The sequence below is a fragment of the Murinocardiopsis flavida genome (assembly GCF_003014485.1).
Classification (GTDB): Bacteria; Actinomycetota; Actinomycetes; order Streptosporangiales; family Streptosporangiaceae; genus Murinocardiopsis; species Murinocardiopsis flavida.
Window position 1 is genome coordinate 17243 of sequence record NZ_PYGA01000025.1, and the last position, 13496, is coordinate 30738.

General features: G+C 70.7%; 15 protein-coding genes. 10 read left to right on the forward strand and 5 right to left on the reverse strand.

Features of this window, described 5'->3' with window-relative positions:
- The first annotated feature begins 7 nt into the window (after positions 1–7).
- Both CLV63_RS27115 and CLV63_RS27120 read left to right on the forward strand, forming a co-directional pair.
- Positions 8–2092: an acetate--CoA ligase family protein gene (locus tag CLV63_RS27115; RefSeq protein WP_106586074.1), complete on the forward strand. Its 2085-nt coding sequence runs from the start codon at positions 8–10 to the stop codon at positions 2090–2092.
- Positions 2085–2870, forward strand: coding sequence for an enoyl-CoA hydratase-related protein (locus CLV63_RS27120; RefSeq protein ID WP_106586075.1), 786 nt, complete (start codon positions 2085–2087; stop codon positions 2868–2870). The genes CLV63_RS27115 and CLV63_RS27120 overlap by 8 nt, the downstream gene beginning before the upstream one ends.
- Positions 2871–2951: 81 nt before the next feature.
- On the opposite strand, the gene CLV63_RS27125 is transcribed toward CLV63_RS27120, so the two are convergent.
- The 3 genes from CLV63_RS27125 to CLV63_RS27135 are packed head-to-tail and all read right to left on the reverse strand — an operon-like array spanning position 2952 to position 5036.
- Entirely contained in the window at positions 2952–3515 is a 564-nt protein-coding gene (locus CLV63_RS27125; RefSeq protein WP_106586076.1) for an HD domain-containing protein, read from the reverse strand.
- A gap of 11 nt (positions 3516–3526) precedes the next feature.
- Entirely contained in the window at positions 3527–3928 is a 402-nt protein-coding gene (locus CLV63_RS27130) for a Rieske (2Fe-2S) protein (RefSeq protein WP_106586077.1), read from the reverse strand.
- Positions 3915–5036, reverse strand: coding sequence for an amidohydrolase family protein (locus CLV63_RS27135; protein WP_106586078.1), 1122 nt, complete (start codon positions 5034–5036; stop codon positions 3915–3917). The genes CLV63_RS27130 and CLV63_RS27135 overlap by 14 nt, the downstream gene beginning before the upstream one ends.
- A gap of 72 nt (positions 5037–5108) precedes the next feature.
- Here CLV63_RS27135 and CLV63_RS27140 point away from each other — a divergent pair, with 72 nt between their 5' ends.
- On the forward strand, positions 5109–5852 hold the full coding sequence (locus CLV63_RS27140; protein ID WP_106586079.1) for an IclR family transcriptional regulator: 744 nt from the start codon (positions 5109–5111) through the stop codon (positions 5850–5852).
- Between the two features lie 134 nt (positions 5853–5986).
- Here CLV63_RS27140 and CLV63_RS27145 read toward each other — a convergent pair whose 3' ends face one another.
- Together CLV63_RS27145 and CLV63_RS27150 are read right to left on the reverse strand one after the other, a co-directional pair.
- On the reverse strand, positions 5987–6181 hold the full coding sequence (locus CLV63_RS27145; protein WP_106586080.1) for a ferredoxin: 195 nt from the start codon (positions 6179–6181) through the stop codon (positions 5987–5989).
- Positions 6178–7425 (reverse strand): cytochrome P450, encoded by a 1248-nt coding sequence (locus tag CLV63_RS27150; RefSeq protein ID WP_106586081.1) that lies wholly within the window; start codon positions 7423–7425, stop codon positions 6178–6180. The genes CLV63_RS27145 and CLV63_RS27150 overlap by 4 nt, the downstream gene beginning before the upstream one ends.
- A 328-nt stretch (positions 7426–7753) precedes the next feature.
- On the opposite strand from CLV63_RS27150, the gene CLV63_RS27155 reads away from it, so the two are divergent.
- The 7 genes from CLV63_RS27155 to CLV63_RS27190 all read left to right on the forward strand — a co-directional run bounded on the left by CLV63_RS27155 (position 7754) and on the right by CLV63_RS27190 (position 13475).
- The gene (locus CLV63_RS27155; RefSeq protein ID WP_106586082.1) at positions 7754–8365 is read left to right on the forward strand and encodes a TetR/AcrR family transcriptional regulator; all 612 of its coding nucleotides are present in this window, start codon (positions 7754–7756) and stop codon (positions 8363–8365) included.
- 106 nt (positions 8366–8471) lie between these two features.
- The gene (locus tag CLV63_RS27160) at positions 8472–8813 is read left to right on the forward strand and encodes an ArsR/SmtB family transcription factor (RefSeq protein WP_106586145.1); all 342 of its coding nucleotides are present in this window, start codon (positions 8472–8474) and stop codon (positions 8811–8813) included.
- A gap of 3 nt (positions 8814–8816) precedes the next feature.
- Entirely contained in the window at positions 8817–9323 is a 507-nt protein-coding gene (locus tag CLV63_RS27165) for an SRPBCC family protein (RefSeq protein ID WP_106586083.1), read from the forward strand.
- Positions 9323–9943, forward strand: coding sequence for a dihydrofolate reductase family protein (locus CLV63_RS27170; protein WP_106586084.1), 621 nt, complete (start codon positions 9323–9325; stop codon positions 9941–9943). Before CLV63_RS27165 ends, CLV63_RS27170 begins: the two co-directional genes overlap by 1 nt.
- A 233-nt stretch (positions 9944–10176) precedes the next feature.
- Positions 10177–10446, forward strand: coding sequence for a hypothetical protein (locus tag CLV63_RS27175; RefSeq protein WP_106586147.1), 270 nt, complete (start codon positions 10177–10179; stop codon positions 10444–10446).
- Positions 10439–11065 (forward strand): DUF6879 family protein, encoded by a 627-nt coding sequence (locus CLV63_RS33795; protein ID WP_170134342.1) that lies wholly within the window; start codon positions 10439–10441, stop codon positions 11063–11065. Before CLV63_RS27175 ends, CLV63_RS33795 begins: the two co-directional genes overlap by 8 nt.
- Positions 11066–11279: 214 nt before the next feature.
- Positions 11280–13475, forward strand: coding sequence for an ATP-binding protein (locus CLV63_RS27190; protein ID WP_211301498.1), 2196 nt, complete (start codon positions 11280–11282; stop codon positions 13473–13475).
- Positions 13476–13496 lie beyond the last annotated feature (21 nt).

The following is a 13496-nucleotide window of genomic DNA, read 5'->3' on the forward strand; positions in this document are numbered from 1 at the left end:
GGCGGGGATGCGCCGTCTGCTCGCCCCCCGCAGCATCGCGGTCGTGGGCGGCGACGCCGCCGCCGAGGCCATCCGGCAGTGCCGCCGGGTCGGCTACACCGGTGCGGTGTGGGCGGTGCACCCCCGCCGCGCGCACATCGAGGGCGTGCCCTGCGTCCCCACCGTCGATGACCTGCCCGGCGTGCCCGACGCCGTGCTCCTCGCGGTGCCCCCCGCTGCCGCGGTCGAGGTCGCCGGGCGGCTGTCCCGCATGGGCGCGGGCGGCATCGTCTGCCACACCTCCGGGTTCGCCGAAGCGGGGGAGGAGGGCGCCGGACTCCAGCGCGCCCTGCTCGACGCCGCCGGCGACACCGTGGTGATCGGCCCCAACTGCAACGGCGTCCTGAACTACGCCGACGGCGTCGCCCTCTGGCCCGACCAGCACGGCGGCGAACGGGTCGACCGCGGGGTGGCGATCGTGTCGCAGAGCGGCAACATCGGCTTGAACTTCACCATGCAGCGCCGGTCGGTGCCGATCACGCACGTCGTCTCGCTCGGCAATGGGGCGGGCGCCGGCCTGGCCGACGTCGTGGACGCCCTGCTCGACGACGACCGGGTCGACGCGATCGGCCTGCACATCGAGGGCATCGGCGACGTCGCCGCCTTCTCCCGCGCCGCGCTGCGCGCACTGGAGCGCGGCGTGCCGCTGGCGGTGCTCAAGTCCGGCGCGTCGGAACTCGGCGCGCTCGCCACGCTCTCCCACACCAGCTCCCTCGCAGGCCCCGACGAACTGAGCGACGCGCTGTTCCGGCGGCTGGGCATCGCCCGGACACCGGACCCGGCCGGGCTGCTGGAGACGCTGAAACTCCTCGCCGTGCACGGGGGGCTGGCAGCGGCCGAGGTCGCGTCGGCGAGCTGCTCCGGGGGAGAGGCGTCCCTGGTCGCCGACCTGGCCGAGCCGCGCGGCCTGCGCATGCCCCCGCTGCCGGGCCCGGTCCGCGAACGGCTCGAAGGGGTCCTCGGGCCGCACGTGCCGGTCGCCAACCCGCTCGACTACCACGGCTACATCTGGGGCGACCTCGCGGCGCAGACCGCCTGCTTCGCCGCCTTCCTCGGCAGCGGGGCGGCGGCGCACCTGCTGGTACTCGACTTCCCCCGTCCGGACGTCTGCGGCACCGACCACTGGCGCACCACACTCGACGCGTTCATCGCCGCGCACCGCGCGCACCCCGTTCCGGCCTGCGTGGTCAGCTCCCTACCCGAGGGCCTCCCGGAGTCCGTCCGCGGGGAGATCCTCGCGGCGGGCATCGCCCCGATGCAGGGGATCGCGGAGTGCCTCGACGCCGTCCGCGCGGCCGCCGAGGTCGGCGCGGCGCAGCGGCGCGCCCGCGCGGGCCCGCCCGCGCCGCCCGGCCCGCCGCCCGCGGCAACGCGCCGCCTGGACGAGTGGGAGAGCAAGCGCGCGCTCGCGGCACACGGCGTCGCCGTCCCGGCGGGGCGGCTGGTCGCCGACGGCGCGGGCGCCGCAGCGGCGGCGGCCGACCTCGGCTACCCGGTCGTGCTCAAGGCGGTGGCGGCGCACCTGGCGCACAAGACCGAGGCCGGCGCGGTGCGGGTCGACCTGCGCACGCCCGACGACCTCGCCGCGGCACTGGAGTCGATGCGCGGGCTGGGCGACCGGTTCCTCGTCGAGCGGATGGCCGGCGGCGCGGTGGCGGAGCTGATCGTCGGCGTCCGGTGGGACCCGGTATTCGGGGCCGCCCTGACCGTCGGCGCGGGCGGGACGCTCGTTGAGCTGCTGCGCGACAGCGCGACCAGCCTGCTCCCGGTGTCGCGCGACGACATCGGGGCGTCGCTGCGCTCTTTGCGCACCTGGCCGCTGCTCGCCGGGTACCGGGGGCGGCCCGCGGGGGACGTGGCGGCGGCGGTCGAGGCGATCGCCGCTGTGGCGGACCTCGCCGCGGCGGACGCCGACCGCGTCACCGAGATCGATCTCAACCCGCTGCTGGTGCTGCCGGAGGGCGCGGTGGCGGTCGACGCGGTGGTCACCGTGCGCGCGGGCGCGGCGGTGGGAACGGCAGAACCGGACACGGAGGAGGACGGCGATGGGTGACGCGGTACGCACAACGGCGGCGGACGGGGTGCTGACGATCACCCTCGACCGCCCCAAGGCGAACGCGATCGACGTGGCGACCAGCAGGGAGCTGTACGCGGCGTTCGCGCGGCTGCGCGACGACGACGCCCTGCGCGTCGCCGTCGTCACCGGGGCGGGCGAGCGCTTCTTCTCCGCGGGCTGGGACCTCAAGGCCGCGGCGGAGGGCGAGGCCATCGACGCCGACCACGGCCCGGGCGGCTTCGCCGGGCTCACGGAGTTCTTCGGCCTGCACAAGCCGGTGGTCGCGGCCGTCAACGGCCTTGCGCTCGGCGGCGGCTTCGAGCTCGCGCTCGCGGCCGACCTGATCGTCGCCGCCGACACGGCCGAGTTCGCGCTCACCGAGGTCACGATGGGGATGGTCGCCGACTCCGGCGGGGTGCTGCGGCTGCCGCGCCGCGTCCCGCGCGCCGTCGCCGCCGACATGCTCTTCACGGGACGCCGCATGGCGGCGGCGGAGGCGCACTGGCACGGCCTGGTGGCGGAGGTGGTGCCGCAGGGCGAGACGGCCGCTGCGGCGGCGCGGCTCGCCCGGACCATCGCCGACGCCGCGCCGCTGGCGGTCGCGGCCGTCAAGGAGATCCTCGACGCCACCGAGGGCGACGACCTGGCAGCGGCCTACCGGCGGCTGCGCGCCGGGGACCTGCCGCGCTACCGGGCCATGCTGGGGTCGGCCGACGCGGAGGAGGGGCCGCGGGCCTTCGCCGAGAAGCGCCCGCCGCGCTGGCAGGGGAGGTAGCGGCGGGGGACGGTGCCCCGCGGATGCCCCGGTGACACGGGGGGCATCCGCGGGGCCCGGGTCACGCGCCCCGTGCCCGGGTCAGGCGCCCTGGGTCCAGGGCCGTTCGGGGTCGATCACCCGGCGAACCATCGGCTCGAAGACGTCGAGGGGCAGCGTGTCGTAGTCGGGGTCGAAGCTGGCCTGGTCGTACAGCTCGCAGAAGTCGACGCACGCCTGGTAGTGGGGGCTGTCGGCGAAGTGGTCGCGGGCGTTGCGGTCGTCCCCGTAGTGGTGGGCGTAGTAGTACATCTGGAACGCGCCGTGGTGCTTGACGATCCAGTGCACCTGCTCGCTGACGTAGGGGCGCACGATGGCGGCCGCCATCTCGCTGTGGTTGTCGGGGGCCAGGTCGTCGCCGAGGTCGTGGAGCAGGGTTGCCACCACGTAGTCCTCGGGGCGGCCGTCGCGGTGCGCGCGGGTGGCGGCCTGGAGGCTGTGCTCGTAGCGGGTGACCTGGTAGCCGTCGAAGGAGTCCTTCAGCGACTCCAGCGCGGCGAGGAGCCGGTCGGGCAGCCCGCGCTTGATCTCGGTCTCCCGTTCGGCGAGGAAGAGGTAGTCCTCCTTGGTCCCCTCGGACATCTGCCGGAAGCTCACGGTCCGCATGGTCGATCCTCCTAGGTGGTGGTGCGGCGCGGCGGCCGCAGGTCGATGACGACCGCGCCGTCGTCGATCCGGACGGGGTAGGAGCGCGCCCGGAGCCCCGGGTCGGCGAGGGACTGCCCGCTCTCGACGTCGAACTCCCAGCCGTGCCACGCGCAGCGCAGCACGCGCCCCTCGCGCTCGTACTCGAATCCGAAGAAGTCGTCGGCGGTGCGCGTGGTGCCTGTCAGCGGGCCTTCACACAGCGCGCCGCCGGCGTGCGGGCAGACGCCGTGCAGGGCGAAGAACCGGCCGTCGACGCGGAACAGCCCGATCCGCCGGCGGCCCACCTTGAGGAGCAGCCGCTCGCCGTCGCCGAGTTCGTCCTCCCGGCAGGCGGTCACCCGCCCGTCGGTGTCGCTGTCAAGCACCCGCACCGGCGGCCTCCTCGCGTGGCCGGGCCGCGGGCAGCCGGTAGAGGGCGCGGGCGTTGCCGTCGAGGACGGCGTCGCGCCACTCGGCGGGGAAGCGGGTGGTGAACGGGTCGTCGAAGTCCCAGTGGGGGTAGTCGGAGGCGAACATGAGCATGTCGCGCCCGCCGATGTCGTCCAGCGCGGTCCACAGCGCGTCGGGGTTGCGGGGCCGCTCCAGCGGCTGGGTGGTGACGCGGACGAACTCGTGGGCGTACTCGCTGGGCAGCCGCTTGAGCCACGGCGTCTCCTTGCGCAGCGCCGTGTAGTCGGCGTCGAGTCGCCACAGGACGGCGGGCAGCCACGCGACCCCGCACTCGACCAGGACCAGCCGGGTGTGCGGGTAGCGCTCGAAGACGCCGTGCGCGAGGACGCTGGCGAGGTGGCCCATGCCCGTCTCGCACAGCATGGCGTGGGTCTCCCAGTAGAAGGTGGGCGGGCCCGTTCCGGTGGGGTTGGCGTTGACGCCGCCCTGGCCGCCGAGGTGCGCGGCGATCGGCAGCCGCATCTCCGATGCGGCCTCCCACATGGGGTGGAAGAAGGGGTCGCCGTAGGGGCGCTGCGAGCCCGACGTCACCACGACCTGCGACACGCTGGGGTGGCCGCCGACCCGGCGGATCTCGGCGGCGGCGCCCTCGGGGTCCTGCGGGGCGACGGTGATGGAGATCCGCAGCCGGTCGTCCAGCGGCGCCCAGGTGTCGAGGACCCAGTCGTTGTGGGCGCGCGCCAGCGCGCTCGCGTAGTAGGGGTTGGCGAGCGTGGACACCTCCATGCCCTCCTCGCCGAGCAGGATCGCGTAGTCCAGGTCGTAGCGGTCCAGCAGCTGCTCGCACATGTAGGCGTAGTCGGTGGCGGGGGCGCCGCCGCTCGGCGGGAGGGTGTCGTAGCGCATGTAGCCCTCGGGGTGCAGCCAGGCGCGGTGCCCGTGGGGGAACGAGTCGCGGCCGCCGGGCAGCTCGCCCCGGTCGAGGTAGTCGCGGAAGCTCCGATCCAGGTAGGGGAGGAGGACGCGGGCGGAGTCCCACCCGTTGTGCACGTCGCAGTCGATCACCGGGACCTCCTTCGTTGTGCTCAAATTGCACGGCAATGCTCATATAGCACGGTACCGAACGTCAACACCGCGCCGTCGACCGCCATACTTGAACGCATGAAACCGCTGGAAACCGTCGACCGGGCGCTTCAGGTCCTCCAGGTGTTCGACCAGGACCACCGCGAACTCGGCGTCGGCGAACTCGCCGCGAGCCTGGGGATCCACCACAGCAGCGCGTCCCGGCTCGCCGCGACCCTCGCACTGCGCGGGTTCCTGGAGCGCTCCGCCGACTCCGAGCGCTACCGCGTCGGCCCGGAGCTGCGCCGCCTCGGCCTCCTCGGCCTCACGAGCCCCGACCTGCTGAACGAGGCCCGGCCCATTATGGACGCGCTCGTGGAGCGCGTCGGCGAGACCGTCGCGCTCTCCCAGGTCGACGGCGACCGCAGCATCGACATCGCCGAGGCGCCCGGGCGGCACGTCATCGGCGCCCGGCAGTGGCTCGGCCGCCGCTTCCCCCTGCACGCCACCTCCGACGGCAAGGTCTTCCTCGCCTTCGCCGTCGGGCGCCCGGCAGCGCTGGAGACGGAGCTGGAGCGGTACACCGAGTGGACGATCACCGACCCCAGCGTCCTCGCCAAGGCGCTCGACCGGGTGCGCGAACGCGGCTGGGCCTATGCGGGCTCGGAGTTCGAGGAGGGCCTCGCGGGGGTCGCGGCGCCCGTCTTCGACGCCGCCGGGCGCTGCGTCGCCGCACTCAACATCACCGGCCCCGACTACCGCATGCCCAAGGACCCCGACGAGCTCGGGACGGCCTGCCGCGCGGCGGCCGACCGCATCACCACCCGCCTCGGCGGCCCTTGAGCCACGGCGCCGGGACCACGCCGCCGGGACCACCCCGCAGAAGTCCCGCGACGCCTGGTCCAGCAAGCCAGGCCGCGGCGCCGGGGCGTGTTGCCTGCTGCGCGGCGCCGCGGCCCCGGCGCCGCTGTCAGTCGTCAGTCGGAAAGTGTGATCGCCCGCGAGGGGCACAGCCGCACGGCGGCCCGCGCCGCCTCGGCGTCCTCCCCGTCGGGCTCTCGTTCCAGGACGACGACGCGGCCGTCATCGTCGTCCTGTGTGAAGACGGCGGGGGCGGTCAGCGCGCACATCCCCGCCCCCGCGCACGCCTCGCGGTCGGTGCCGATCCTCACGACGGCGCCGCCCAGGTGACGGGGAGCCGCCGGACCCCGTAGACCGCCGAGGTCTCGCGGAGGGGGACCTCGGCGGCGGGGACCGCCAGCCGCAGCCCGGGGAACCGCTCGAACAGTGCGCGGTAGGCGATGCGCATCTCGACGCGGGCGAGCTGCTGGCCCAGGCACTGGTGGACGCCGTGCCCGAACGCGAGGTGGCGGCGGGCCCCCGTCCGGTCGAGCCGGAGGTCGGCCGAGTCGGGGAACATGTCGGGATCGCGGTTGACCGCGGGCAGCGACACCATCACCGTCTCGCCCTTGCGGACGAGTCGGCCGTCCAGTTCGACGTCCTCCAGCGCGGCCCGGGTGGGCGCGCCGAGGTGCAGGATCGACAGGTAGCGCAGCAGTTCCTCGACGGCGTTCGCCGCCAGTGCGTCGTCGGCGCGGAACGCGGCGAGCTGCCGCGGGTGCCGGAGGAGCGCGAAGGTCCCCAGCGCCAGCATGTTCGCCGTGGTCTCATGCCCGGCCACGAGCAGGATCAGCGCGATGTTGGTCAGCTCCTCGTCGCTGAGTTCGCCCTCTGCGACGAGGCCGCCGAGCAGGTCGTCGCCCGGCGCCGTGCGCGTGCGCCGCACCAGTCCGGCCAGGTAGTCGGTGAGCGTGCCCAACGCGGCCATGGTCTGCTGCTCGGTGCTCTCCAGGTCGACCATGACACTGCTCTGCTCCTCGAACAGCGTGTGATCGGAGTAGGGGACGCCGAGGAGTTCGCAGATCACCAGGGAGGGGATCGGCAGCGCGAACGCCGACACCAGGTCGGTCGAGGTCCCGGCCCGCTCCATGGCGTCGAGGCGGTCGGCGGTGATCGCGGCGATCCGCGGCTCCAGCCGGCGCATGCGGTGCACGGTGAACCGGCCGGTGAGCATCCGCCGATAGCGGGTGTGGTCGGGCGGGTCCATGTTGATGAACCAGCCGGGCGCCGCCGGCTGCCGCGCGCCTCCGGGCCGGGGAACCGTCGCGAAGACGGTGTGCTTGACGTCGGGCCGGTTGCTGAACCGCGGGTCCGCCAGGACGGCGCGCGCCGTCGCGTGGTTCGTCACCAGCCAGCCGACGTGCCCGTCGAAGTACGCCATGCGGGTGAGGGGTTCCGCGGTGCGCAGCCGGTCGAGCTCGGGCGGGGGGTCGAAGGGGCAGCCCGGAGCGCGCCCGGTCGGCAGGGCGACGGGTTCGGAACCGGCCCCGGTGGTCCTCGCAGGGTTTCTGGCCATGACGGCGCCTCTCGAACGTGCGGACAATAATAGGAGAGTACTCCTATTTTAAGAGTTGACAACCAAAATAGGAGTAGACTCCTAACCAAGGTTCGAGTGAGGACTGAGTGCGGGCCGCGCACCGCAGGGGGCCCGCACAGGGGAGAGGTGGCCGCCGCCGCGGCCGCGAAGCGTCCGGGCGAAGCGTCCGATGAAGCCAACGGCTACGAGACGTCCCGCGGATCGGCGGCGCAGCCGATAGGCTGTGGGCGCTCTGCGGCGCCGCGACCTCGCAGGGGATCCCCCCGAGCACGCCGCACGGCCAGACGGGAGTACACGCGATCCGCGCATGAGCACAACGACGGAAGCCGCCCGCAGCGGGCGCTGGGAGCGCAAGAGGGTCCGCACCAAGACGGCGATCCAGGGGCACGCCCTGCGGCTGTTCCGCGAGCAGGGCTACCAGGCCACCACCGTCGACCAGGTGGCGGAGGCCGCCGACGTCGCCCCCAGCACGGTCTTCCGCTACTTCCCGGCAAAGCACGACCTCGCCGTCCTGGCCGACTACTTCCCGCTCGCCGACGCCGCCCGGGAGGCGTTCGAGGCGCAGCCGCCCGAGTTGGGCTCTATCGGGGCACTGCGCGAAGCGATCCGCGCGGTCTTCGCCGACCTCACCCCCGCCGAGCGGTCCGCACGCTACGAGCGCGACCTGGCGTGGCTCGCGATCCCGGAAGTCTGGGCCGCGAACGTCGAGATCGTCACCAAGAGCCGGTCCATGGTCCGCGACCTCATCGCTGGCAGGTGCGGCCGCGGCCCCGACGACCCCGCGGTGCGCGCCCTCGCCGACGCCGTAGTGGGCGTCAGCCTCGGCGCCCTCCTCGACTCCCTGCACGCACCGGACGTCGACCCCGTCGAGGCACTGGACCAGGCCCTCGCCCACCTCGAACCCGGCCAGTCCCTCTAGCGGCCACCCCGAACGGCATCGCAGGCCGGCTCGCGATCGTCATCCGACACAACCCGCCTGATTTCTCCGGTCCAACGTATTCCGATATGGGTATATGATGGCTAACATGGCACGAGCAGCGACGACGTCGGACGTCTTCAATGCGATCGCCGAGCCTCAGCGCCGGGAGATCCTGGTGCTGTTGCGGGCCGGTGAGCGGTCGGTGACCGAGTTGTCCCGGGAGATGGGGGTGTCCCAGCCGGGGGCGTCCAAGCACCTGCGGGTGCTCCGGGAGGTCGGGCTGGTGCGCGACCGCAAGGCAGGCAAGCAGCGCCTCTACGAGCTGGACGCCCGTGGGCTGCGAGCGGTCCATGAGTGGACCGGCGGGTTCGAGCGGTTCTGGAACGAGAGCTTCGACAGGCTGGACGCCTACGTGCAGGACCTGAAGCAGGCAAGGCAGGAGGAGTAGCTGATGAGTGAGACAGGACGAGGAGCGCCGGCGCAGTCCGCGACGGCCGACCGCGAGGTCGTGGTCTCCCGGGGCATCGACGCTCCACGAGAGCTGGTGTTCGAGGCGTTCACCGAAGTGCGGCACCTGTCGCAGTGGTGGGGGCCGGAGGGGTTCACCACGACCACGCGGTCCTTCGAGTTCCGCGTCGGCGGGGAGTGGGACTTCGTGATGCACGGACCGGACGGGACGGACTACCAGGAGTGGATCACCTGGACCGAGATCGCTCCGCCGGAACGGATCGCGATGCTCCACGGTGAGTCCCGCGATGACCCGAACGCCTTCGAGTCGGTCCTGAGGTTCGAGGCCGACGGTGCGGCGACCCGGATCGAAATGCGCGCGGTGTTCCCCACCAAGGAGCTGCGCGACGAGGCGGTCGAGAAGTACCACGCGATCGAGGCCGGAAAGCAGACCCTCGGCAACCTGGCTGCCTACGTCACCGCGAACGTCCGGAAGGGAGCGGAGGACTGATGGCCGGAAAGGTGTTCTTCAGCGTGTCGATGTCGCTGGACGGCTTCATCGCGCCCGAGTCCTCCGAAGAACTGATGAAGCGGCAGTGGATGGAACTTCAGCGGTGGGTCTTCCCGCTGCGGTTCTTCCGGGAGAACCTGAAGCTCGGCGGGGGCGGCGAGGAGGGGCGCGACAACGACATCGTTCGGGAGACGTTCGAGCGCACCGGCGCGAGCGTGATGGGCAAGCGCATGTTCGACGCGGGCGAGCAGATGTGGCCGGAGGAGGCGCCGTTCCACACGCCGGTCTTTGTCGTGACGCACACCAAGCGCGACCCCTGGGAGCGGCCGGGCGGGACCGCGTTCCACTTCGTCAACGACGGCATCGAGTCCGCGCTCGACCAGGCCCGCGAGGCGGCCGGTGATCGCGACGTCCGCATCGCGGGCGGTGGCGCAACGATCCTGGAGTACGTGAACGCCGGCCTGGTCGACGAGTTCACGATCGCGCTCTCACCCGTGCTGTTCGGCTCCGGAATCCGCCTGTTCGAGGGCGTGGACGCGGGCCGCGTGGCCCTGGAACAGATCCGCGCGGAGCCGACACAGCGGGTGACCCACCTGACCTACGCAGTCCGAGAGCGGTAGCCGCACGGAGGACACCACGCGGCGGGCCCACCGACGGTCCTCCTACCAGGACGACCACCCCACCTGGGAGGATCGGTGGCCCCGGGCCACTCGGCGCCTATTAGGCCGCAACTACACCCTAGATCGTTAGGAGCCCCCAATGAGCTCCCACCGGATCCGATCAAGGCATTACATACGATCTTTGCAGCCCGTACGATATTCACGACGCGTGTGAATCGAAGATGGGTGGCGAGATGGAACGTCCTTGGGAGGCCGATCCGTCGGCGAAATTCGCGAAGCGATTGGGGAAATCAGCTGAGGAGTTGGGGGATTCAAAGGGCAGAGACGGGTGTCCGGACATCTGGCGCCTCGATAACGGTGATATTGCCGTAATTGGAAGAGATCTTACCGATAGCTATAATTCACGTCTCCCGGAGAACGTTCAAATTTCTCCAGATGAACGGTTGGTCGTCATTCCGGGAAATATGCTCACCGCTGCGAAGCCGGATATCGCCGATGAGTGACCGCCTCGTCCTGGATCTTCCTCCCTCGATGGGAAGACGACTTGCCCTGGACGACTACCGCCGCGACTTTCGGAAGCGAGATGGGGAGGTCGTCGACCGTCCCTCGTGGAAGTTTGAGCGGCGACAGTACTTCTATGAGAAAGGTGATCCCAGTCGAGAGGCGTTTCGACTAGGGAAATGGCGTGAGTCATTGAGGCTTCTCGATGCGGAACGGGATGAACTGCGTGTCTCGGCGCTAGAGGATGAAAAACGTGGACACCTCTTCCATCGGGTGCGTGTTGTGCAGGAACCACTAACACCGTATTTGCAGTGGGAGTTGCATGCCCTGCGTGTGCAGGAAGAATGTGGGCACCCGATTCGCGTAATCCAGGCAGAGGACCTGGGCCCATGGGAGAGGTTCCAGCTCTTGCCCGAGGTCGTGGTCCTCGGCGGCCGAACACTCTACGAGGTGGTCTACACGGAGTCCGGGGTCCTGGACGGGGGAATCCGGTTCACTGACTCCGACCTTGCCAAGCGGTGGGAATCCTTCATCAAGGATCTCTTCGTGGCAGGCGAGGACGTGATCTCCTACACGGACCGCCGTGTAGTCGAACTCCCCGCGCCGCTGGCCGGAGAATAGGTGAGCAGCGAGGATGCGGAGTGGTGACGAGGACCGGAACAATGGATCGCATTCCGAGCTGTCGGGGTCGTCGCGCGATGTAGTCCAAGCCGGGAACGTCAGGGGTGGAGTCCACTTCCACGCGCACGAGCAGCGTGGAGCAGGCGAGTTCGGGCCTCCCCGACCTCAGCAGCTCCCGCGGGATGTGCGGGGTTTTGTCAACCGCTCCCAGGAATTGGACGGACTCAACGCGATCCTGGCGAGCGCAGAAGCCGATCACCACGCCGTGTCCCTCTGCGTGATCGCCGGGACCGCGGGCGCCGGTAAGACGGCATTGGCATTGCACTGGGCGCATCTGGTGCAGGACCGGTTCGCGGACGGGCAGCTTTATGTCAACCTGCGCGGTTATGACCCAGGGGAACCGGTCGCGGCTGGCGATGCCCTGAACCGGTTCATCATCGCCTTGGGTGTTCCCGTTCAAGCGATCCCACAGGATACCGAGGCCGCTGCCGCGCTCTACCGCTCGCTGCTGGCCGAGCGAAGCATGTTGATCCTGTTGGACAATGCCGCAGCGGTCACCCAGGTTCGCCCTCTACTGCCGGGAAACTCCGACTGCCTGGTCATCGTGACCAGTCGCGGCCGGATGTCCGGTCTCGCGGTCCACGATGGAGCGCACCGTCTCACCCTTGGGGTTCTGCCCGAAGCGGAGGCGGTCGCGCTCCTACGTGCCGTCATCGCCGGGTATCGGCCTGAGGATGACGCGGACGCGCTGGCCGAGTTGGCCCGCCTGTGTGCGCGATTGCCCTTGGCCCTGTGTATCGCAGCGGAGCGTGCCGTGACACGACCGCATATGCGGCTGGCCGAACTGATCAGCGACCTGAAGGACGAGTCGGCACTCTGGGAGGCGTTGAGCACGGATGACGAGGAGGCCGACGCGGTCCGGTCAGTGTTCGCCTGGTCCTATCGGGCGTTGCAGCCGGCGGCCGCACGCCTGTTTCGGCTGCTCGGCCTGCATCCGGGGCCCGAGTTCGGCATTGGTGCGGCTGCCGCCCTGGCGGGCACGAGTGTGCGACGGGTGCGACAACTGCTGGACGTACTGGTCGGAGCCTTTGTCCTGGAGCAGACCGCACCCGACCGGTATGAATTCCATGACCTGCTGCGTGTTTTTGCCGCAGAGCAAGCTCAGCATGAAGAATCCGCTGGTCAGCGGGATTTGGCGACGCGTCGCATGCTCGATTGGTATCTACATACCGCCGACTCCGCACAAAGCTGGATCGAACCTGCTGAAGACCACCTGCCGCTCGACGTTCCGGCTGAAGCGGCTGCGCCATTGTCCTTCCCCGACTACGACCGCGCCGTGGATTGGGCTGAGCAAGAGCACGCCAATTTCCTCCCGGCGGTACGGGCTGCGGAGCAGGCCGGATTCGAACGGCACGCCTGGCTCCTGGCCGCAGTCCTTTGGAACGCACAGGCACCATCCGCTGTCGTCACCGACTGGCTTGAGATGGGGCGCATCGGCCTGCGCGTCGCGCGCAGGATCGGCGACCGTGCCGCCGAAGCGAAATTACTGGAGAACCTCGGGTTCGGCCATGTCCAGATCCACCGGACTACGGAAGGACTCGACTACCAGTACGGAGCCTTGGAGATTTGGCAAGAGTTGGGCGAGCGTTCGGGCCAGGCCGCAGCCCTGAACGCCATCGGCCTTATCCACCTGCGGGTGAGGAGGCTGCACGACGCTGAGGTGTGCTTTGCCCAGGCGATCACGGCTTTCGGTGAACTCGGCGAGCGCCACTGGGAGGCAGTATCCGTCGCCAACCTCGCCGAAGCACGGCACCAGGCGGGGCGTCTTCAGGAGGCCGAAGACTCGATCCGCAGGGCCATGGCTGCACATCGCGAGTTGGGAAGCAAGCGGAGTTTGGGAAACGCCTTGCGGATCGTCAGCGGGGTACACCTCGATCGGGGCGAACCGGACAAGGCCGCGAAGGCGGCGAACGATGCGCTGGAGATTGCCGCGGACCTTCGCGACCACGTGCTGGAAGGCCATTGGCTACTGGCGTTCGGAGATACTCAGCAGGCGCTCGGCCACTTCGACGAAGCCCTGATCGCCTACCAGCGGTCCGCCACACTTCAGCGTCGCCAAGGCGACCGCAGCCGTGAAGCACGTGCCTGGCAGGGGGCGGGCGAGGCGTACGGCCGACTGGGTCGCCTAAGCGAGGCGGCCGACTTCCACCGCAGGGCGGCCGCGGTGCAGCAGGAACTCGGCCACGCCTGGTACGAGGCTATGGCACTCGACGGGCTCGCGACCGTGGTGCGAGACGACCGTCCTGACGAAGCCCGCCGCCTCTGGAGCGAGGCGTTGAGGTTGCTCGCCGACTATGGCGACTCCCGCGCCGAGCAAGTACGCGAGCGCATTTCGGGCCAGCTGGCGTAGATCCGCCCGCATCCGTGACGG